The sequence below is a fragment of the Campylobacter volucris genome, assembly GCF_008011665.1.
In the GTDB taxonomy this organism is placed as follows: domain Bacteria; phylum Campylobacterota; class Campylobacteria; order Campylobacterales; family Campylobacteraceae; genus Campylobacter_D; species Campylobacter_D volucris_A.
Genome location: NZ_VOWJ01000021.1, coordinates 83,150 through 104,147, shown reverse-complemented (window position 1 = coordinate 104,147; position 20,998 = coordinate 83,150). Strand labels below are relative to the sequence as shown.

The window sequence follows — 20,998 nt, the reverse complement described above, 5'->3', positions numbered from 1 at the left end:
AATAATAAAAAATCTTCAACATGAATCTAGCACATACTTAGAATGTGAATTTATTGGATATTTTTTAAATATTGCACAGCTTGATAAGTATTTTCAAATATTAAAGTATTAAATTTTTGCAAATTTTTCTTTGATTCATATCCACTTGTAACTGCTATAGGGATGACATTGGCATTTTTTGCTGCTAAGATATCAATATGAGTATCGCCTATCATAAAAGTATTTTTTGTATCTTGTTCTAGTTTATCTAAAGCTAAAAATATAGGCTCTGCATTTGGTTTTGGATAAACCACATCATCTCTTCCTATAACAACCTTAAAATATCTCCCAATACCTAAATGATCTAATAAAGGCTTTGAAAATTTGGAACTTTTAGTAGTTACTACCGCTAAATTAGCAAATAAACTTGCTTCTTTTACGCTTTCTTTGGCTAAAGGTAATAAATATGTTTGATCGATATAAATATCTTTATAAGTATTTCTATAAGCGACTATATAATCTTGAATTTTTTCCTTTGCGACGCCTAACTTTTCAAAAGCAATATCAAGCGGAAAACCTATCAAAGATTTAACCCACTCATGATCTTTTGGAGTTTGTCCAAAAGTTTTAAAAGCATCATTAAATCCTTTTAAAATGGCACTTGTTGAATCAATCAAAGTGCCATCCAAATCAAATAAAATAGTTTTTTTATACAATGATTATTCTTTTATAAAAAATTTAGCCTCCACTCTTCTATTTTGCGCACGACCTTCTTTTGTATCGTTACTGGCTATTGGTTTATCATAACCATAACCTTTTGTTGTGATTTTATCTTTAGAAACACCTGCTTTTTCAAGTTCTTTTGCTACTGCATTAGCACGATCTAAAGACAATTTTTGATTATATGCTTTTGGCCCTGTACTATCAGTATGTCCTTCTAAGATTGTATAATATTGTGGATTTTCCTCTAAAACTTTTCCAACTTCTTGAATTTTTTGTTCAAATTCAGGATTAATAATAATTTGATCAAATCCAAAATATCCTTCTAAGGCGATAGTTCTTTCACAACCTATATGATCAAGTAAAGCACCTTTTCTTGGTTCTGAACAACTTTTCTCAATAGGTTCTTGTATTTCTACTATTGTAATTTTTTCTTGTATTATATCCTGTTTAGATATATTTTTTCCAAAATAAAAACTCAAACCTGCACTAGAAATTAAATTATGATCACCATCATTAAATTTAATTTGATCTCTTGCTTCAAGTCTTAAAGCTAAACTATCACTAAGTGCAAATTTCATCCCTGCGCCATATTGAGCAAACATGCCACTTTTATTTTCATACGCACCATTGCTTAAATATTCATAACCAAGACCTAATAAACCATATAAATAAACATTATCTGTTATATCCATTCCTTTAATAGCATTGGTGTAAAATCTTGCCACATTAGTGTGTGTATGAGTGTGAGATGGATTATTATATTTTGCTTTACTAGTATATTCCATACCTAATTCAGCTTGATCTATCCAAAAAGTGTCATAATGATAACCAAATCTAATACCAGCTCCGCCATAATTTTTAAGATCTAAATTTCCTTCTGGAACTGTATAGTTAAATGTTGGAGTAATTTCCATTTTACTTGTATCAAAAGCAAATAAAACACTAGCTAAGCTCAATAAACTTATAACTTTTTTCATAATTTTTCCTTAAATGAAGTAAATTAGCAAATATTATATTAAAAAGAATATTAAAGAAAGATAAGCCTCTTTAGCAGAGGCTTAATTTACTACAAAAAGGAGGTTTCCCTGATCGGACAAATGAAATTGTAAATATTTTTTATAAATAAAAAATCTTGTTTTATTAAATGAAAGAAAAATATTTATAAAATATATGCGAGAATATGGATCCAAAAAAGGATCCAATGGATGATTAACGCTTAGAAAATTGCGGGCTTCTTCTTGCTTTTCTACGACCGTATTTTTTACGCTCAACAGTTCTACTATCTCTAGTAAGAAGTCCTTTTGGTTTTAGCAATGCTCTAAAATCTGCATCCATGGCAGCTAAAGCTCTTGAAATACCATGTCTTAAAGCTTCAGCTTGAGCACTATATCCACCACCTAAAGTAGTAGCTTTAATATCCATAGAAGTTTCTTGCTTAGTTACTAATAAAGGTTGAACTACTTTTAATTTTATAGCTTCATGTCCACCAAGCCAAGTATTTAAATCCATATCATTAACGATAATTTTACCACTACCAGGTTTTACCCAAACCTTAGCAATAGCCGTTTTTCTTTTACCTGTTGCGTATGTTGTTGCCATGATTATTTTCCTTTATTAGCAATTTGAGCAGTATGAGGGTGTTCACTACCTGCATAAATTTTTAATTTTTTAAGCATAGCTCTACCCAAATTTGTTTTAGGTAGCATACCACGAACTGCTAATTTATATAATTTAACTGGATTTTTTTCTAATAAATCACCAAATTTCTCACTTTTAACACTTCCAAAATATCCTGAATGTCTATGATATAGTTTATCTTCTGCTTTATTTGCACCTGTAAAAACTGCTTTAGAAGCATTAATGATAATTACATAATCTCCACAATCAACATTTGGAGTATAACAAGGTTTATTTTTACCTCTTAAAATAGTCGCCACTTCTGTCAAAAGACGACCAAAACGCTTTCCTTCAGCGTCTAAAACGATCCATTCGCGTTTTACTTCGTTTGGCTTTGTTATCTTTGTCATCATCTTACCTTTGCCAAAAAATTTTTAAAATGTGATTATAATTATTTTATCTTAATTATTACTTAATTTAAGCATATTTAAAGTTTTTTAAATATTAAGATTGTTATAATTTTTCATAATATATTGTTAAAATCAAATAATGTTTATATAAAATTATTCTTTAAAAAGCAAGGAATATATAATGAAAAATTTTGCAAAATATATATCAAACCCTAAATTAACGCGCTTGGAATTTTTATATGAAAAACTTGTTAAATCTAAAAATGGCCTCACCATAAAAGAACTAGCCGAGGAGTTAAATGTTAATCCTAAAACCATAAAAAGAGACATGCAAGGTGTTTTAGAAGAAATGGGGCTTATAAGAAATGGTAGAAAATGGCGTATTGATACAAACAAAGATTATCAAAACCAAGATGAAAAAATCATTCTTGAAGTCTTAGATACCATGGCAAAAAGCGCTGGAGATAGTTTTTATGCTAAAGCACATCCTATACTTTCTAAACTCACTCAAAACATCAATAATCCAATTTATGCTAGCTTAGATACTGAGAAATTAGAAGAGAAAGATTTAAAAAATTTTCAAATTCTTGAAAAAGCTATAAACACTAAAACGCAAATTGTATTTAAATATGAAAACAAGCTTTTTCAAACCAAACCTTTAAAACTAGCCTTTTTCAATGGTTTTTGGTATCTACTTGCTTTTGATATGAAAAAGCGTGAAATTTTCAAGAAATTTTACTTAAAAAATATACAAAATATCACTCTAACACAAGAGCATTTTCAAACAGATGAAAACTTAGAAACTAAGCTTCAAAAGGCAAATTCTATATGGTTTAGTCTTGAAAAGACTTTTGTGGTAAGACTTTTAATCGAAGAACCTATACGAAAATACTTTGAAAGAAAGCCTTTAAAATCTCAAATTATTACCGGCAAAGATAATGATGGCTCCATAGCAATAGAACTTGAGATAAATCATGAAATGGAAATTTTGCCTTTGGTGTATTATTATATGCCTTATATAAAAGTCTTAGAGCCTAATTTTATAGCCGATAAAGTCAAAGAAGTTATTGAACAATATCTTAAGCAAATAAGCATATAATTATTTATTTGCTTGATTTTAATTCTTCATTTATTTTTTCCAAAGTGCTTTTTATAGTTTCTTTATTTAAAAATTCTTTTAAAATTTTAGAAAATTCTACCATCCAACTGCCATGATTATTTATTAGCCAATATACAAAAGCATATTTTTCTTTAAAATCAAAATTTTTAAATTCATCATAGTAATAATGATCACCACTTCTACAGATACCATCATTTCTTATATTTGAGTTTTGAAAATGTTCTAAACATTTTTTATATTTATTTTTATCTTCTAAATAATTTATTTTAAAAGTTAATCCAAAATAATTATACTTGCTTTTTCCAAAATAAAAACCCACACTAGGCCACACATCGTTCTCATCACTTGCATAGATTGCAGGATAAAAATCAAACCAATCCCAATTAATTTTATTTTCATCAAGCCTACTTCCTAGCCATTTTATATTGCATATAGTTTTTTTCTTTTTGAAATTCTTCTTCGAGTTGATTAAAAAACTCGCTTATTAATTCTTCGCAAATTTCTTCCCATTTATCTCTTACAATATCTTTTGCCTTTTTGTATTTATCATTATCTACATCTTTAAACTCACTTTTATTTTTAGTATATCTATACAAAGTCATGGCATTTTTTAAATTTTCTTTTAAAAATTTTAATACATAATCTTTAGCCTCATAATCACCTGTTGCAACATACCAAGTTAAAAGGGTTTTATATTGATTTAAAGTAAAAATCACATTTTGCATATCATTTTTAAACTCGATTGTATTATTTTTAATCTCATCATCGCATGTTTTTATACAAGTATTAATCCATTCTTTAATCCATCTATAATCCATTTTAAAATAATGGCTCATTTTTTTATTATTACTATTATATATAAAATTATTATTTATTTTAAATCCATACTTTACACCTAAACTCATTTGACTAGGTTCTGCATTTTCATCCATATGCAAATAAATCGTAAGTATGTTTTCATGATTATTATCCATAGTTTCTATTTTTTTACTTATGTAATTTATATAGTCTTTGAGTTGATTTTTTTGATCTTTTGCATAAAGTTTATTTTCTATAATAATATATCTTTTGTCTTTTAAACTTATGAGTATATCTATTCTTCTATTATTTTTTACACAAAATTCAGTTTCTACGCTTTCTATATCTTGTGCTGTAAGATTTTGAAAATTGCTAGCTTTCACATTTTCTTCAATCTTTTTCAAAAACTCATTCGCAAAAATTTCTTGATAATGATCAGCTTTTGGATTTATCAAATAATCTATAAATTTGGAATGATAATTTTCTTTATATTCAACACCTAGAGCTTCAAAAATATTGATATCACTATACCTTTTTTGCTATCTTCTCTAAATTTATCATTTACGCTTAATAGATTCTCAATGAAATTATTCATTTTTGCACCTTTGGGATAATTTTCGTCAAATTATACTGCAAAAATACAGACTATTAGTGTCTATATTTTTAGTTATCATTTTCTAAATTACTTAGCAAATTATTAAGATACTTGATATTATAAAATATATTTTAACTCATACTAATAATTTGCTTACAAAGAATTTAGGCTATAACAATGTGAATAATTTTAAAAACAAAAGCTTTATTTGTAGAATGTCAAAGCATACAAAAGTAGCTTTTAAAAGAGCATTATGATGAGATGAATTCTTCTTTAGAATTTGCCATAAAACATTATAAATATTCTAAGGGTAAATTAAAACTTTAGGGAGATATTTTACAATGTCACATTATTTATAATGATGAAATACTAGTTTTAAACATACGAGGATAATCAATGATAGCCATTTCCACACTTTTATCGCTAAAACATAAAAGAATTTATCAAAATCTTGTACAAAATTTCGCTAAATTTAACATCGCTTTTAAAGAAATACTAAGCAATGATATATGGCTAAGAGATTTCATGCCTTTAGTATATAAAAATACAGCGACAAGTTATACTTATGATCCTGATTATCTTAAAAATTACCCGCATTTAAAAACCGCCATAAAACCTTTAAAAAATCACTTAAATTTGATCCTTGATGGAGGCAATTTTATAAGAAAACATGATATTGCCTTTATGTGTGAGAAAATTTTTAGCCAAAACTCAACACTTAGCAAAGAAAACATCGTACAAACTTTAAAACAAAGTCTAAATTTAAAACATATAGTCTTTTTACCAAGGCTAGCTTATGATAGATACGCACATAGCGATAGTATGATAAGATTTATAAGTAAAAATCATGTGCTAATCAATGATTTTTCCTTAGAAAATGCACAATTTTTTGAGAAATTAAACACTGCTTTAAAAGATTTTAAAGTTACTAAAATGAGTTATTCTAAAGAATTTATGCAAAAATACAAATAGGGTGGGTATTTAAATTTTTTAGAGTTTGACAAGGTAATTTTTGTGCCAACTTATGGTATAGATGAAGATGAGAGAGTTTTAAGCTTTTTACAAAATATCTATAAAGATAAATAAATCATAGGTATATATCTAAAACCTATCATCAAAAAAGGTGGCGCATTGCATTGCATTAGTGCTAATATCTTTTATTGAAGGAAGGAAAAAATGAAAAATCAAACATTAGAAGAAAAATTTGAAGAGCTTTATCTAAAAGGTGTTTTATCAGAATGGGATAAAGCCATAAAGGAACTTGATGAAAAAGAAGCAAAGAGTGAATTAAAGAAAAAACATAAATCTCTTAAAGGTTATATAATTTTTAAGTTAAATGAGTTATATGAAGAATTTGACAATAAAAAATACGACAAATTTTATAAAAAAACACAAAATTCTTTAAAATACTTAAAAAGTAGATATAACCCTACAAAAAGAAGAAATGATAATGAAGAGCCATTTGGAAGTGCTAGAAAATTTATATCATGGTATAAAAAACAAGAGAAAAAATGTTTTTACTGCAAAACAACACAAAGCAATCTAGATAATTTATTTGGAGATAATAAACCTATAAATTCCAAAAAACCATCTTTTAGTAGTTCATTGCAAATTGAAAGATTAGATCCAGATAAAGGTTACAATGAAGAAAATTGTGTTTTAGCTTGCTGTATTTGCAATAACGCAAAAAGTGATATGATAAATACTGAAAATTTTAAGAAATATTTTGGAAAACATATTAAAAGTTTTTACGAAGACTTATTAAACAATAAAACAACAAATAATTTTTCATAAATAGACAATTCAAGTCTAGTTATTTTGCTTATAATTGCATTATACATCTTAGTTTAAAGGTTTATAATGCAAGCAAATACTTCTAATCCTACTCATATCATGGACTTTGATTATTACTCACATAATATAAAAGTCATTTCGCTACATGCACTAATGTTTTCTAATAATAAGCAAATAAAGAAAGATTTTTACAGCGAATTTGAAGATATACTAGAAAAAGATAGCAAAATCCCTAGTTTTATCTATAAACAATACTCTAAAATTGTTTATCCTCATTTTTTAAAGAAAAATTTAAATTATCTCAAAAAATATTTGAATTTTACTCAAATTGAATGTGATGTTTTTGTATTTTTCCATTATGCAAACAAGGGTTGCTTTCCTTTGCATCAAGGTTATAGTAATAATTTAGCTAGAAAAATCATAGAAAAAATTTTTAATCACCCTATAAAAGATATCAATAAAGCTTTAGGTGATAATTCTATACTTTATAAACTCGATATCTTGAGTTTTTATGATAGCGATGCTTTTGGAGTAGATGTTAATAATTTGGAGAATATTTTTATACAAGATATCAGCAAAAGTATGCTTTTTAAAGAATTTGCATATTTTTTACCAAAAGCTAGACTAAAATTGAATGATTTTGATTATATTCAAGAAAAAGTGAATGATATAATCACCCTTTTAAAATACAAACAAAAAGGAAATATTTTTATATATGGCAAAGCTGGTGTAGGTAAAAATGAACTCAGCGCACTTATAGCTAAAGAATTTAATCGAGAGATTTTATGTGTGAAAACTAAAATAAGTCAAAAAAATTCTAATAGAATTTCGAATTTTTACGCTCTTCAAAAGATAGTTAATCCTAAAAAACAAATGATATTGTTTGATGAATGTGAAGATAGTTTTTGTTATAATTCTTTGGCTGAAAAAATAAGAATTAATAAAATTTTAGATGAAAATAAAGCTATATGCATATTTTTATCTAATTCTAATGATATGGATGAAGCGTATTTAAGGCGTTTTGATGTGATTTTAGAATTAGAAAGTATGCCTAAAGAAAAGAAAATTCAAAATATTCAAAATTTATTTGATAAGCAAAGATTAAAAATAGATGAAACAATTATAAAAGCATAGCTTCTCACCCAGAGCTTTCTCAAGGGGTTATATTAAAATGTGCTCAAAATGCAAGGATATTTAAAAACAAAAGCCAAGAGATATTTTTAAGATTGATTAATGAAAACTTAAAAGCAAGATCACTCAAGCCTATATCCATAGAAAAAACAAGTAAAAAATATGATTTAAACTTAATAGAAAGTGATTTAAATTTAAAAGAATTGATAAAAAATATTGATAAAAATTCAAATTTGAGAATTTTAAGCTATGGTATAGCAGGTAGCGGAAAGAGTGAGTTTGCTAAAGAAATGGCTAAGAGTTTAAATAAAACTTTACATTCTTATAAACTTAGTGATATCTTAGATCCTTATGTGGGAAATAACGAAAAAAATATCGCAAGGATTTTTAAACAAGCTTCTAACAACAATGCTATTTTACAGCTTGATGAAATAGATGCTTTAATTTCAGATAGAGAAAATGCAAGTAAAAATTGGGAAAGAAATTTGGTAAATGAAATGCTTATGCAAATGGAAAATTTTGAGGGCATTTTCATAGCTTCTACAAATCATCTAAAAAGCCTTGATCAAGCTAGCATCAGAAGGTTTGATCTAAAAGTAGAATTTAAAGCATTAAAGCAAGAAAAGCTTTTGAAAGCTTTTGAATTTTTTGCTAAAGAACTAAAATTAAATTATGACAAAAAACAAATTGCAAACAAACTTTTAAAGCTTCAAAATATTTGCTTGGGGGATTTTGCGTTAATCCTTAGACAAGATAAAATTTTTAAAATCAAAAATATTGATAAGTTTTTAGAAAAATTAGAAAAAGAATCAAAACTCAAATCAGATGATGAAAAAATCAATATGGGATTTTTATAAAAAGGATAAAACTATGAATATAACACTTCAAGGAACAATACATAAAAGTTTTGTGTTTGGATTTAATGATGTAAAAACAAAAGAATACATTAAAGCATTACATGAAGTCAACAATGATGAGTTAAATTTCCAAGTACAAATTCAAAACGCAGAAAATATACAATTACTAAGTCAAACTCATCATTTAGAAAATGGATATTTTTTAGATGTAAATACTCAAAGCAAACTTTTGTCTTTTGAAAATTTTTTAAGTCAAACTTATGTGAATTTTAAACATTTTTGCATTGTAGATTTTGTAAAACATAATGCAAAAATACACTATAAATTAAAAGAAACAAACACAAAAAGCAAACTCTATCATCTCGCAAGCGCATATGCCTATCCTAAAAATGGCTGGATAGATAAAAAAATACTCAACATCAACGACATCTCACCTTATCAAAACATACTTATAGAAAAGTTATTTTACATTAAAGAGCAAGAATTACTAGAAATTTTAAAACAAAATGAAAATTTGATAAGAAATAATTTTTACTTAAAAGATTATGATTTTTCAAAGGGGTTAAAAAAACTTTTAGATGTGAGTTGGGATATTTTATTTGCCAATATTAGCACGAAAAATTTTAAACCCTATGAACTAGAAATAGACTCTATCACTCACGAGGATATAGAAAGAAAAATTTCTTTTACTAAGCTACTAAAATGATTGTTTTAGTAGCTCTTTGATCCTTTCTATAAATTGTGCTTCTTTTTGGGTAATACACTCAAGAGTGATTTCTTTATCTTGACTATCTTCAAGAAAAATTCCATCAACTATAAATTTATACTCATCTGAAAGGATAGAATTTTCACTATGGCATTTTTCTTTTTCAAATTCTTGTATAGGATATAAAAGTCCGCCCAAAAGCACTTTGCCTATCTTTTGATAATACCCCATATAAGTATGAATTTGAAATAAATCATTTCTATCTAAATCTCCCATGCCATTTTGGTTTTTACCTTCCATTATCATTTTTTTATATTTAGTATCAAAGACTATATAATTATCATCTTTAGACAAAACAATATCAGGTATTATATAGCGTTTATAAAAGCTATTTTTATAAATTTCAAGTTTTGGAGAATCAACCATATATTCTTCAAAATTATTTCTTAAAAGCTTGCTTATATAAATTTCAAAAAGCTCTGCCACATTGATGATAAAACCATAGCTTTTTTGATTGTTTTTATTTTTACTAGTGAAATTTTCACTTTCTATGATCATTTTTGCATATTTTAAAAGCTCTTTGTAGTTTTGATAGTTTTGATTTTTCAAGGCTTTACTAGAAAAGGCTTTGTTTAAACTTTCTTTTATAAAACAATGCTCACTTTTATTTTGTGTTAGATAAGCTTTTATATGTTTTATATTTTTTAAAAAGCTTGAATTTTTCTTTTCTATGACTTGTAATGCCTTATAAAGCACATTGATAATATGCACATCTTCTATTTGCTCTCTTGATTTTGTAGCAACCTTTGCTTTTAAAGGAATATTGTGTTTTATAAATTCAACTATATCGATATTTCCTTTAAAACGCAAATCGTTGTATTTTTTACTTTGATAATTTTTAGGCAAACCTATCAAAAAACTTTTTTCAAGTTTTTGCACAAAGATGTAAAAAAGTATAAACTCGCTTATATTGCTTTCCTTTTTTATATCTTGATAAATACTCACATCATCGACAAATACATCATTAGCAAAATTTAGCATTCTTTCTAAGAACTTTTTACCAAACCTGGAATTTATCTCAATTTCTAAACCATTATAAGAAATTTTTCCTATATAATTTCCACTAGTGATTTGCCTTTTATTTTCATCAATTGTTCTTGCTGATATGATGAGATTTTTAGCATTTTTACTTAAAATTTTTTCATCATCATTGAAAAAAGAAAAGAAATTTCCATCTTTTATAAAATCTTCAAAATACAAATCAAAATTTTGTATTTTTGAAGATTTTTGCTCTATTTCTATAAAGCTATTATCATTTATTTTTATTGGATTTTTCATTTTTTTGGTTCATTTGGTTTTTCTATAACAAAAAGTTTTTTTAAACCATCCAAGCGATCTTGTATATCTTTTTCACTATATTCACTTCTTAAATACTCTTTTAAAAGCGCTTCAAAGCGGTTGCTAAAAAGTTTTTTCATATCACTATCTTTAATCTCATCATTTTTAAATTCAATTTTTAGAAAATAAGAATGTCCAAGTTGATATTTTTCACCTATATCTGTACTAATTTTTTTGTTTAATTTTTGACAAGCTTGTGCGTATTCTTCGATATTTTTTGCGTATATTTCATCTCTTATTACACCATAATCACACTCCATTTCTTGCCATATAAAGCGTCTTCTAAGTGCTAAGTCAAAACTATCTATGCTTTTATCTAAATCATTCATTGTCCCTAAGAAAAATACATTTTCAGGCACATAAAAATCCTCATCATCTCTTCTCATGGAGGCATATTGTGTTTTTATCTTGCCTTTTTCCCCTCTATACTCAAGTGCATAAAGTAATTCTCCAAAAACCCTAGATAATTCCGCACGGTTAATCTCATCGGCTATGAAAAAATACCCATGATCACTTAAAGCTTCATTGAAATTTCCATTTTCTAGTTTTTCTAAAAACCCTTTTTCTTCTTCTTTTGCTTTATCACAAAATTCTCTAAAAATTCCATTTTTAAGCTCAAGTTTTAATTGTCCATTTTCAACCCCCGCAGGTTTAATACCCTCTATAAAATCCTCATAAGAAAAACTTGGGTGAAATTGAGTGATAAGCATTTGATTTTCATTTTTAATGATATTTTTTACATTATTTACTATAGTATAGGTTTTTCCAGTTCCAGGAATTCCATGAAAAATGATGTTTTTATGCGTTTTTAAAAGCTCTTTAAAGCCTTCTAAATCATTGCTTTTTATATCTGCTTTGCCACATAAATTTGCAAAATCATAAGCTGCTTCGTAAAGTTTATAATACGCACTTTTAGCTATATCATTTTCTTTATTATCTTTTGTAATTAAAGCCAAATCAGATTTTCTTATCTTATCAATCAAATTTAAAAATTGATCTAAAATATAGTATTTTGGAAGATGTTCAATTTTTTCTTGTATTTCAAGTTTTTCTTGTATTTCAAGTTTTTCTAAAACGAAATTAAAATATTCTTGTTCATTATTTGAAGTACTTTCTTTTTTTCTTTTCTCAAGTTCATCTTTTGAATTTTCATTTAACATTTCAAAGATATATTTAGCAGTATTTATGGAAGCGTCATTTGCAAGTGGAAATTCATCTTGTTGATTAAATTGTAAAAAATATGCCAATTCTCTAGCTGTAGCTTTCATACCTTCTACTTCTTTAAGTTCTTCAAATAGTTCTGTTAAATTTCCACTCTTACTTGCTTTTTTTATTTTTTCAAGATTTTTAATTAATTTATCTTTATCTTTTAATAAATTTGTGGCATTGCCTTGCATTTTAGCACTATTTATACTTTTATCCCACCATTGTTTAAAAGTTTCATCATTAAAATTATCTTGATTGAAATCTATCTCGTCTATTTTTTTACCAAATGTTTTGCCAAAATTGTCCACAATTTCGCTTTTTGTTTGTAAAAATTCTCCATTTTCATAAAATTTAATATGAATAGTATCTTCTTTACTGTAATTTTCTAAATATTTCCCAAAAGCTATTTTTAAAATATCAAAATTTATATTATTACAAATATATATAAATTTCTTATACTCATCAAAAATTTCTTCTAGGGTTTTAAAGTTTCTATCTTTACAATCTTCTATAAATTTTTTATAGTTTGTAAGACTCTCAAGATTTTCTTGAATACTTTTATAATTTGCATTATTTAAATTAACAAATTTAAAACACTCGTTATTTTCTTCAATCTCAATACCTCTTTCCCTGCCAAATTTAGTATGATAAATATAACAATTATTATTTTTATCAAAATAAAAACCAAAATTTTTATCTTTAAAACCCTTTAAACTATTTTTTAAATCGCTCATTGTTTTCCCTAGTTTTGATTTTTATAATTATAACTTGTTTTTACATTACTAATCATACCAAAATAAAAAATTAAAAATAGACAAACTCGGTCCAATAAAATAAATTACAATTACAAAATAAAAAATATCAAGTCATGGAGGTGTTAAAAAATCAACATAAAAAATTTAAAACAACAAATTAAAAATAAAGGAATAAAATGAAAAAACTACTTTTAATTTTAAGCATGTTAATGTGTATGTGTTTTACTTTTGCTAATGCTGAAGTAAATTATACTACATCACAACAAGATATAACAATAGAAAAAACTATAGATAATAACACAACCCAAAAAACTTTTAAAAATTATACTAATTCAGTGATTATCATAGCAGCTATTGTTTACATAGTTATTGCAATAGTGCTTATAATTTATGGTGTAAAAGGTAAGGTTATAGTGTATAGAAATATTTTAGATGTAAGCTTGTGTGTTGCATTATTTGCTGCACTACCTGTAATTTGGATAATTATTCTTACTATGTTTTTTCTACAAGTAGAAAGAAATATCACTTTAATAATACTAGGCATTATGGCTTTTATATGGATAAGTGTTTTATTGTATATTGCATGCATAACACTCAAAGATAATCGTTATAATCCATTATTATCAATTTTAATACTACCATTAAAAATCATATTGGGATTGTGGTTTGGGCTTAGTCTTTTTGGGGCTTTAAAAAAGGGTGAAGGTAAAACTGTTGCTGAAAGAAAAGAAGATAAGCAAAATTCACTAGTACATTTTGCTATTTCAAGTGGGCTAATCTATGCTCTAATGCGAGATAAACCTTTGAAAAAATAATACTCTAGCCTATTTTAATAAAATAGGCTAAAATTCAAACAAAACAACAAATAAAGGTAAATAATGTTTTTTTCAAAATCAAGATACACAAGAGGCACACAATGTGCAAAATCTTTATGGTTGCAAACTCACAAAAAAGATGTTTTAAGCAAGCCAGATGAAAACACTTTAGCTAAATTTAGCACAGGTAATAAAGTAGGCGATCTAGCCTGTGAGCTTTTTCCAAATGGAGTAAAAATAAAATACCAAAAAGATAAATCAGCGGAAAATTGTGCACAAACTAAGAATTTATTAGAAAACAATCAAGAAATAATCTACGAAGCTACTTTTTGTTATGATGGCATTTTAATCATGATAGATATTTTGCAAAATACCAAAGATGGTTTAATCATAAATGAAGTAAAAAGCTCTACTTCTTTAAAAGATGTTTATATAGATGATTGTTCTTTGCAGTATTATGTTTTATCAAATTTAAATTATAAAATCAAACAAGTTAATCTAATCCACTTAAACAATGAATACTATAGAGAAGATTTTCTTGATATAAATCAACTTTTTATTTCAAATGATATCACAAATAAAGTCATCCAAAATCAAGAGCAAGTCAAAGAAAATTTAAAATACTTTGAAGAAATTTTAAGTAAAAATGAAGAACCAAATATAGACATAGGAACACATTGTTTTGATCCTTATGAGTGTGATGGATATAAGTACTGCTGGGCTAAGCAAAGAAATTTATGCGAAAGTGAGAATATTTTTAGTATTTCAAGGCTTAATGCAAATAAAAAATTTGAACTTTATTATAAAAATATAATCAATTTTAAAGATATAAAAGATCTAAGTGTTTTTAATAAAAATCAACAAATTCAAATCAAAGCTTCACTAAATAAAGAAATTCAAATAAACAAAGAAAATATCAAAAATTTTTTAAATACTCTAACTTATCCTATATATCATTTAGACTTTGAAACATTTATGCAAGCTGTACCTGAATTTAAAGGTGTAAAGCCTTATATGCAAATACCTTTTCAATACTCTTTACACATAGACTATAAAGACAAGCTAGAACATAAAGAATTTTTAAGCGAATGTGGTGTTGATCCAAGATATGAACTTGCAAAAAATTTGATTAGCGATATACCAAAAGATGTTTGCATACTTGCTTATAATGCAAGCTTTGAAAAAGGTGTGATAAGAAATTTAGCACTTATTTTTCCTGAATTTAGCGAGCATTTGCTGAATATAGAAAAAAATATCAAAGATCTTATGATACCTTTTCAAAATAAAGATTATTATCATTATAAAATGCAAGGAAGTTATTCTATAAAAAAAGTTTTACCAGCTTTAATCCCTGATATGGAGCAATCTTATAATGATTTAGATTTAATCCACAATGGAAGCGAAGCTATGCAAAGTTTTGAAGCTATGCAAAATATGAGCGAAAATGAAAGAAAAACTTACCGCAAAGCCTTACTAGAATACTGCAAACTCGATACTTTAGCCATGGTAAAAATTTTAAAGCATTTAGAAGAGCTTGTAAAATAATAACTATATTAAAAGTTACCGCTTAGAGTTTTTATATCAATCTCTAAGCAAAAATTATTAAACTAGACAGCAGTAGTCTATAAAAATACATATAATAGCAATTATATTAATTAAAAAGGAAAACACATGAAAACAACACTTTTAAAACTAGATAAAAATCTTGCTAATAAAAAAAATCTATTATGCAACCAAAAAAATAATCATAATTTAAACAATGCTCACCACTAAACAACCTAAAAGTACCTTCACATATCAAAATTTTGATATAGAATATCATAGTTTTGGGGTGTTAAATGCAAATAAAATATATTATATAAATTTAAAAATACATGATACAAAAAATCAACATATTATTTTTAAATCAATTCTGATCGATTCAAAGGCACAGTTTATCAAAGAACTAAATGGAAGTATCAATTCCAAAAGCTTTTATAATGGTTTATTTAGAGTATATAATGGAGATGAAAATAGCTTTGTAAATAAAAAAGGAAATATTATAAAAATAATTTTTCCTTATAAAATTGATGAAAATATTACAGCACAAACTAAATTTAAAAACATAAAAAAATATAAAGAAAATTTAACAACTATTTGTTTAAAAAATAAATGGGGTTTTATAGATAAAAATGGAAAATTAATCATAGAGGCAAAGTATGATAATGCTTATGACTTTAGCGAAGGTTTAGCTAGAGTTGAGCTTAATGGGAAATGGGGTTTTATAAATAAAAAAGGGGAAATTGCTATAGACACTAAATACAATAAAATTAAAGATTTTTTTCAAGGAATGGCTGCGGTTGAAATTGATAATAAATGGGGTTTTATAGATAAAAATGGAAAATTAATCATAGAGGCAAAATATGATTTTATAAATGATTTAGATGATGATCTAGCTTTTTTTGACATACAAGGTGCTTCAAAAATTGGATTATATTTAATATTAAATAAAGAAAATATCGTGAGTTATTTTCACGATGGATTAGCTTCAATCTTGATTAATAAAAAATTTGGTTTTATAGATAAAAAAGGAAAGCTAATCATCAAAGCACAATATGATGAAGTAGATCATTTTAACAAAGGTTTTGCCAAAGTTAAATGTAGTGATAAATGGGGTCTTATAGATAAAAAAGGAAAGATTATTATAAAAATCAAATATGATCAAATCACAATACTAGATAACAACCTAATATTAGCAATAAAAGATAAGATAGTTAATATGATAAATTTAAAAATCAAAAAAACCATAAAAATAAATGTTTTAAAATACATAAACTTTGATTGTTAAAATGTATTTTAAGCACATTCTTTTAAAACCAAATTTTACTCTTTTAACTCTAACAAGCTTAAAATTTTCCAACCCATATCCTTGATTATACATGAAATTTGTCTTTGAGAAAAAGGATTAAGGATTATTTTTCATCGTATTTCATATAAAAATTTATGTCCATTTTTACCAAACTCATAAATTCCATTGCCCAAATATTTACATTTTCAAACTGCAAATCAAGCATAAATTCTCCATCTGTATTGATAAATATAAATTGATCATCTATATAAGCCTTTTTTAAAATCAAACGCCTTATCAAAACACTATTTTATATCTACATTTGCATTTTATCCACATAAAAAACCATCACTTGTCAAAACTAAAATCAAGCTATCTTATAATCAAATTCATCAATAATAAATTTAGCAAAGTTGAATTATATTATAATTTTATAGACTAAAAATGTCTATATTTTATGGTAAAATATCTTTTTAAAATATGGAGGAAAAAATGAAAAAGAAAAAAATATCAAGTCAGGTTCCATTTAGTTTTGAAGATTCTTCTTTTGAGAGCAAAGAAGAGTATTTAGAATTTATCAAAAATATGCCTAAAACAGCTATATTAGATAAAGCTTTGATAAAAAAATCTAAAGCACAAAATTTAGCAAACAAAGCCATCTCTTACATACAAAGAAAAACTAAGCTAAGTTATAACAATGCTAAAATTTTAAAGGATATCTTGTCAAAAGAGTATTTTCGTAAGATAAGAAGCAAAAATAAAGCTTTTGCTAAATTTAAAAAAAGATAAAGCTTAAGCTTTATCTTTGATTGCCTTAAAAGAATTTTTTAAGATTTCTAACATTTGTTTCTTATGATTTTCTGCTTTCTTAAAAGTCCATCCTAACTGATCTTCTTCGCTTAAAGCATAAATTAACCAAAGTTTTAAAGATATGACATTATCTTTATTTATATATTTTTGCAAATCTAAATATTTATCTTGCACATCTTGATTATTTAAAGATGAATTAAAACTAGAGCTAATCAACGCTAAATTTCCAAAATTATCTATTTTATCTTTGTCTTCTCCCCATTCTTCTGCTTTGCTTTGTGCTTGCACATGCTCTATGGAATTTAAATTTCTAAAATAAAAACTGCTAACAATTTCACTAAAATTTCCCCGATTTATTTCTTTTAATTTTTCATTATCTTCTACTTTTGAAATATATTCTTTTTTTGAATACTTCCATAAATAATACTCCAAACGATAAAACCAATAATGCAAAGTCGCAGTTCCTTGATCTAATATGCATTCTTGTTCATTTTTGAAAAAATTATCTATTTGAAAATTTTCACCATCTTTCTTTTGTGAATCTTGTAAAATTTCATTAACTTTATCAATTAAAACTTTATCTTGCAATTGCTCTTTAGCTAAAGCTGTATCTAAATTTTCAAGGAAAAGTATTAAGCCTGATTGTGTTCCTTTATAAAAATCTTTCAGATTATCATTATTTATTAGTGATTTTATATAATTTTCTACATTATTCTCAAAATTTTCGCTAGCAATATTAAGATCATTAGAAAAAAATTTTACAATTTCAGATATTGTATTATTATCTTTAAGACTACTTAAATAATCATTTATTTTTTTCAAAAATGGAGTAAGCCAGTGATGATGATTATTAGACATACCACTTCTTGCTACGCGTAGATAGTTTTGCACCATAGCAAGATTAGACATTTCATTAGAATCTTCGCTAATTGTATATGTGTTATTTTTCTTAGATAATTTTCTAATCTTATAAGAATTTTCCACATCATCTATACCCTTAACAACAAAATAATCAAATAAAATTCTATATTTTAAAAGATTTTTAATAAACTCTTTGGAATCAATACTTTCAGTATTTACAAACTCTAAAAGCTTATTTTTGTCTATGATAATATCTTTTTTATTGCAAATTTTATAAACATGCAATAAAAAAGTAGGAAAATCTACTATGGATTTGAATTTAGATTTATCTTCATCATCATCTTTTTTTGTAATTTTTTGTTGGTTATTTTTTATAATATCATCAATAGTATTTTTATCAATAGTATTTTTTTGTTCATCATCTCCACTACTTTCATCTGATTTAGAAATCTTTCTATCACTAGCTTTTTGAAAGATGTAATTATCCATTTGTGAGCAAATATCCCATATATGAGCATAAAAAGCTCTTTTATTTTCATCATTAATTTTAGAAAGCAATCTTGATTTTAAAATTTCATGTTTTTCTAGTTGTTTGCCGCGGTTATTCATACGGATAAAAAAGCGGTTTAAGTCAGTATTTTCGGCTAATTCTACAAAAACAAATTTTACTTTTTTATAAATAAACTCAAAAAAATCTGCAATATCATTATTTTCGATATTTTCTTCAAACCAATTTACTATAACTTCTAAAGCTTGTGGTATGTTTTGGCTTATATCCTGTGGAAATTCTTTTAATTTTTGTAAAAATAAATCATTTTCTCTACTATTATCTTCATTACAAAATTTAGCAAATTCCTTTAAAACTTTTTCTTCTTTTTCTCTTATAGGCATAGAAATTCTAAGTTTATCACCTTGCATAATAAAATTTTGCCAACCATCACATTTTCTATAAGAAAGAAAAAATCCTATTAAAAACAAAGTTGTTAAGCGTTGTTGGCCATCTATAAGTAGATATTTATCGCCTTTTTTGCTTACTACTACATTACCGATAAAGTATTCTTTATCATCAAATTTAGCTTTTATATCATTAAGCAAGGTTTGTATTTGCTCTTTATTCCACTCATATAGTCTTTGATAAGGTGGAATTTCAAAAAAGATCTTATCCGCCACTTCACTAATACTTTTAATATTTGCTTGATTTTGATTATTTGTTGAATTATTTGCCATTTTCATTCTCCTTAACTATATGCTTTTGTATGTGTTGATTTTTATATTTTTCTTGAACTATATCCAAATACCATTTTTTCCCACCATCAGGCCCTTGATTTGTTTTTATTTCTTTATTTTTTCTTTCTTCTTCAATTTTTATTTTTCTTTCTTCTTCATTTTTTACAGCTATAAAATCAAGTAAATTTTGCTCTAATTCTTCTTCAAAAGATACAAAATATACTTTTTCTAAAAATTCCAAAGCATAATCTCTTTGAGTAGCCCTATAAATACTTGGTCTATAAACTCTCAAACTAAAAGCAGCTCTTGCAAGCAAAAGTAAAAAATAATCACTATTGCCATTTGGAAATTTAGAAAAATAAATCATCACAGCAATTGCATAAATGTATTTGTTATAAATAAATCCTGTTTGATATATCTTATCTAGCTCTTGATATAAAGCATTATTTGATAATTTATCAAAAAACTCATCATATTTAAACAAATATTCAAAAAAATCCACTCCATTAGCAAAACTACTTAAAATTCCTAAATTTTCCTTGCTATAAAGGAATTTATCACTAAAAAATTCTTTACAAAATTCATCATATGCTTTAATATCATTAGTATTAATACTTTTATGTTTTAACCATGCTCTAGCAGGTGCTAAAAGCTCATCAAATAAAATAGTGATTTTTCTTTCATCTTTTGCAAGATTTTCAAATTTCCTTGCATAATAACCTAGCATATTGCCTTGTTTTTTCTCTAAAGAATACAAATGAAAAGCCTTTATAAGATCATATGATTTTAAAGCTTTGCCTTTTGAATTTGCACTATCAAAAAACAAGAATGCATCATCTTCGCTTGGTGCTAAAACGCAGATAAATTCTATATTCTCTAAAATAAAATCTAAAAACTTGTCTTTTTTATCATAACTTTCAAAATAAGTTTTTATATATTCATAATTTTCTTTGATATGGTATTTTGACTCATTATGAGAGTATTTAACATCGCTTAAAAAATTACCTATTTTACATTCCTCGCATTTTCCTTGATTGTATCCACATAAAACTTTTAAAATTAAAGCTAAAGTGCTAAGGCGTTGTTGGCCATCTACTATGTTGAATTTATTTCCATCATTTTTATCATTTTTATGCAATATCAAACTTCCCAAAAGATATTTTTGATCATTTTTATTCATTTGTTCGTTTATATCTTTTAAAAGAATTTTAACTTGCTTTATATCCCAAGTATAAGGGCGTTGATAATCAGGTATGTTTAAAGAAAAACCTTCTTTTAAAAATATCTCTTCATTTTTATCCACTTTACCTTGCACCAACTCTTTCAAACTCACAACGCATGATTTTACTTCTGTATTTTCACCACTCAT

At 25.6% G+C, this 20,998-nt stretch carries 21 protein-coding genes; 10 read left to right on the top strand and 11 right to left on the bottom strand.

The annotated features are described in order from the left end of the window. Window positions 1-50: 50 nt before the first annotated feature. The 4 genes from FPD38_RS03765 to rplM all read right to left on the bottom strand — a co-directional run bounded on the left by FPD38_RS03765 (window position 51) and on the right by rplM (window position 2,729). The gene (locus FPD38_RS03765) at window positions 51-695 is read right to left on the bottom strand and encodes an HAD family hydrolase (protein WP_147555447.1); all 645 of its coding nucleotides are present in this window, start codon (window positions 693-695) and stop codon (window positions 51-53) included. Window positions 696-698: 3 nt separating this feature from the next. Further along, window positions 699-1,679: an OmpA family protein gene (locus FPD38_RS03760; protein WP_147555446.1), complete on the bottom strand. Its 981-nt coding sequence runs from the start codon at window positions 1,677-1,679 to the stop codon at window positions 699-701. Between the two features lie 232 nt (window positions 1,680-1,911). After that, the gene (gene rpsI, locus FPD38_RS03755; protein ID WP_039665200.1) at window positions 1,912-2,301 is read right to left on the bottom strand and encodes a 30S ribosomal protein S9; all 390 of its coding nucleotides are present in this window, start codon (window positions 2,299-2,301) and stop codon (window positions 1,912-1,914) included. A 2-nt stretch (window positions 2,302-2,303) separates the two neighbouring features. Continuing rightward, on the bottom strand, window positions 2,304-2,729 hold the full coding sequence (gene rplM / locus FPD38_RS03750) for a 50S ribosomal protein L13 (protein ID WP_039617653.1): 426 nt from the start codon (window positions 2,727-2,729) through the stop codon (window positions 2,304-2,306). Window positions 2,730-2,910: 181 nt separating this feature from the next. On the opposite strand from rplM, the gene FPD38_RS03745 reads away from it, so the two are divergent. Then, window positions 2,911-3,828 carry a helix-turn-helix transcriptional regulator gene (locus tag FPD38_RS03745; protein ID WP_147555445.1) on the top strand — a complete coding sequence of 306 codons (918 nt, stop codon included), beginning with the start codon at window positions 2,911-2,913 and terminating at the stop codon, window positions 3,826-3,828. Window positions 3,829-3,832: 4 nt separating this feature from the next. On the opposite strand, the gene FPD38_RS08280 is transcribed toward FPD38_RS03745, so the two are convergent. Together FPD38_RS08280 and FPD38_RS08275 are read right to left on the bottom strand one after the other, a co-directional pair. Next, entirely contained in the window at window positions 3,833-4,180 is a 348-nt protein-coding gene (locus FPD38_RS08280) for a hypothetical protein (RefSeq protein WP_261798285.1), read from the bottom strand. Between the two features lie 73 nt (window positions 4,181-4,253). Beyond that, complete coding sequence (locus tag FPD38_RS08275; RefSeq protein ID WP_261798288.1) at window positions 4,254-5,111, bottom strand: PDDEXK-like family protein; 858 nt, start codon at window positions 5,109-5,111, stop codon at window positions 4,254-4,256. 527 nt (window positions 5,112-5,638) lie between these two features. On the opposite strand from FPD38_RS08275, the gene FPD38_RS03735 reads away from it, so the two are divergent. From FPD38_RS03735 to FPD38_RS03715, 5 genes are all read left to right on the top strand, one after another. Further along, on the top strand, window positions 5,639-6,214 hold the full coding sequence (locus FPD38_RS03735; protein ID WP_147555444.1) for an agmatine deiminase family protein: 576 nt from the start codon (window positions 5,639-5,641) through the stop codon (window positions 6,212-6,214). A 204-nt stretch (window positions 6,215-6,418) separates the two neighbouring features. Next, window positions 6,419-7,036, top strand: a complete 618-nt coding sequence (locus tag FPD38_RS03730; RefSeq protein WP_147555443.1) for a hypothetical protein — start codon at window positions 6,419-6,421, stop codon at window positions 7,034-7,036. Between the two features lie 66 nt (window positions 7,037-7,102). After that, the gene (locus FPD38_RS03725) at window positions 7,103-8,170 is read left to right on the top strand and encodes a P-loop NTPase family protein (RefSeq protein ID WP_147555442.1); all 1,068 of its coding nucleotides are present in this window, start codon (window positions 7,103-7,105) and stop codon (window positions 8,168-8,170) included. 92 nt (window positions 8,171-8,262) lie between these two features. Continuing rightward, window positions 8,263-9,024 carry an ATP-binding protein gene (locus FPD38_RS03720; RefSeq protein WP_187153095.1) on the top strand — a complete coding sequence of 254 codons (762 nt, stop codon included), beginning with the start codon at window positions 8,263-8,265 and terminating at the stop codon, window positions 9,022-9,024. Between the two features lie 13 nt (window positions 9,025-9,037). After that, window positions 9,038-9,730, top strand: a complete 693-nt coding sequence (locus FPD38_RS03715) for a hypothetical protein (protein ID WP_147555440.1) — start codon at window positions 9,038-9,040, stop codon at window positions 9,728-9,730. Here FPD38_RS03715 and FPD38_RS03710 read toward each other — a convergent pair. Then, a complete protein-coding gene (locus FPD38_RS03710) occupies window positions 9,722-11,068 on the bottom strand; it encodes a 5-methylcytosine restriction system specificity protein McrC (protein WP_187153094.1) in 1,347 nt (448 codons plus the stop codon). The two genes, FPD38_RS03715 and FPD38_RS03710, sit on opposite strands and share 9 nt — an antisense overlap. Next, window positions 11,065-13,068 carry an McrB family protein gene (locus FPD38_RS03705; RefSeq protein WP_147555439.1) on the bottom strand — a complete coding sequence of 668 codons (2,004 nt, stop codon included), beginning with the start codon at window positions 13,066-13,068 and terminating at the stop codon, window positions 11,065-11,067. Before FPD38_RS03705 ends, FPD38_RS03710 begins: the two co-directional genes overlap by 4 nt. A 197-nt stretch (window positions 13,069-13,265) precedes the next feature. Here FPD38_RS03705 and FPD38_RS03700 point away from each other — a divergent pair, with 197 nt between their 5' ends. From FPD38_RS03700 to FPD38_RS03690, 3 genes are all read left to right on the top strand, one after another. Further along, on the top strand, window positions 13,266-13,904 hold the full coding sequence (locus FPD38_RS03700; RefSeq protein WP_147555438.1) for a hypothetical protein: 639 nt from the start codon (window positions 13,266-13,268) through the stop codon (window positions 13,902-13,904). Between the two features lie 63 nt (window positions 13,905-13,967). Then, on the top strand, window positions 13,968-15,449 hold the full coding sequence (locus tag FPD38_RS03695) for a DUF2779 domain-containing protein (RefSeq protein WP_147555437.1): 1,482 nt from the start codon (window positions 13,968-13,970) through the stop codon (window positions 15,447-15,449). Between the two features lie 214 nt (window positions 15,450-15,663). Next, the gene (locus tag FPD38_RS03690) at window positions 15,664-16,731 is read left to right on the top strand and encodes a WG repeat-containing protein (RefSeq protein WP_147555436.1); all 1,068 of its coding nucleotides are present in this window, start codon (window positions 15,664-15,666) and stop codon (window positions 16,729-16,731) included. A gap of 124 nt (window positions 16,732-16,855) precedes the next feature. On the opposite strand, the gene FPD38_RS08145 is transcribed toward FPD38_RS03690, so the two are convergent. Beyond that, complete coding sequence (locus FPD38_RS08145) at window positions 16,856-17,020, bottom strand: hypothetical protein (RefSeq protein ID WP_187153093.1); 165 nt, start codon at window positions 17,018-17,020, stop codon at window positions 16,856-16,858. A gap of 203 nt (window positions 17,021-17,223) precedes the next feature. Here FPD38_RS08145 and FPD38_RS03685 point away from each other — a divergent pair, with 203 nt between their 5' ends. Then, on the top strand, window positions 17,224-17,520 hold the full coding sequence (locus tag FPD38_RS03685) for a hypothetical protein (RefSeq protein ID WP_147555435.1): 297 nt from the start codon (window positions 17,224-17,226) through the stop codon (window positions 17,518-17,520). A 3-nt stretch (window positions 17,521-17,523) separates the two neighbouring features. On the opposite strand, the gene FPD38_RS03680 is transcribed toward FPD38_RS03685, so the two are convergent. Beyond that, complete coding sequence (locus FPD38_RS03680) at window positions 17,524-19,629, bottom strand: DUF262 domain-containing protein (RefSeq protein WP_147555434.1); 2,106 nt, start codon at window positions 19,627-19,629, stop codon at window positions 17,524-17,526. Further along, window positions 19,619-20,998: a DUF262 domain-containing protein gene (locus tag FPD38_RS03675; protein WP_147555433.1), complete on the bottom strand. Its 1,380-nt coding sequence runs from the start codon at window positions 20,996-20,998 to the stop codon at window positions 19,619-19,621. Before FPD38_RS03675 ends, FPD38_RS03680 begins: the two co-directional genes overlap by 11 nt.

What these genes read in the sequence shown, in the direction of transcription:
- FPD38_RS03675 (WP_147555433.1), bottom strand. Translation starts at nt 20,998, where the DNA reads ATGAGTGGTGAAAATACAGAAGTAAAATCATGCGTTGTGAGTTTGAAA.
- FPD38_RS03685 (WP_147555435.1), top strand. Translation starts at nt 17,224, where the DNA reads ATGAAAAAGAAAAAAATATCAAGTCAGGTTCCATTTAGTTTTGAAGAT.
- FPD38_RS03725 (WP_147555442.1), top strand. Translation starts at nt 7,103, where the DNA reads ATGCAAGCAAATACTTCTAATCCTACTCATATCATGGACTTTGATTAT.
- FPD38_RS03690 (WP_147555436.1), top strand. Translation starts at nt 15,664, where the DNA reads ATGCTCACCACTAAACAACCTAAAAGTACCTTCACATATCAAAATTTT.
- rpsI (WP_039665200.1), bottom strand. Translation starts at nt 2,301, where the DNA reads ATGGCAACAACATACGCAACAGGTAAAAGAAAAACGGCTATTGCTAAG.
- FPD38_RS03730 (WP_147555443.1), top strand. Translation starts at nt 6,419, where the DNA reads ATGAAAAATCAAACATTAGAAGAAAAATTTGAAGAGCTTTATCTAAAA.
- FPD38_RS03735 (WP_147555444.1), top strand. Translation starts at nt 5,639, where the DNA reads ATGATAGCCATTTCCACACTTTTATCGCTAAAACATAAAAGAATTTAT.
- FPD38_RS03710 (WP_187153094.1), bottom strand. Translation starts at nt 11,068, where the DNA reads ATGAAAAATCCAATAAAAATAAATGATAATAGCTTTATAGAAATAGAG.
- FPD38_RS03700 (WP_147555438.1), top strand. Translation starts at nt 13,266, where the DNA reads ATGAAAAAACTACTTTTAATTTTAAGCATGTTAATGTGTATGTGTTTT.
- FPD38_RS03705 (WP_147555439.1), bottom strand. Translation starts at nt 13,068, where the DNA reads ATGAGCGATTTAAAAAATAGTTTAAAGGGTTTTAAAGATAAAAATTTT.
- FPD38_RS03680 (WP_147555434.1), bottom strand. Translation starts at nt 19,629, where the DNA reads ATGGCAAATAATTCAACAAATAATCAAAATCAAGCAAATATTAAAAGT.
- rplM (WP_039617653.1), bottom strand. Translation starts at nt 2,729, where the DNA reads ATGACAAAGATAACAAAGCCAAACGAAGTAAAACGCGAATGGATCGTT.
- FPD38_RS03695 (WP_147555437.1), top strand. Translation starts at nt 13,968, where the DNA reads ATGTTTTTTTCAAAATCAAGATACACAAGAGGCACACAATGTGCAAAA.
- FPD38_RS03745 (WP_147555445.1), top strand. Translation starts at nt 2,911, where the DNA reads ATGAAAAATTTTGCAAAATATATATCAAACCCTAAATTAACGCGCTTG.
- FPD38_RS03715 (WP_147555440.1), top strand. Translation starts at nt 9,038, where the DNA reads ATGAATATAACACTTCAAGGAACAATACATAAAAGTTTTGTGTTTGGA.
- FPD38_RS03760 (WP_147555446.1), bottom strand. Translation starts at nt 1,679, where the DNA reads ATGAAAAAAGTTATAAGTTTATTGAGCTTAGCTAGTGTTTTATTTGCT.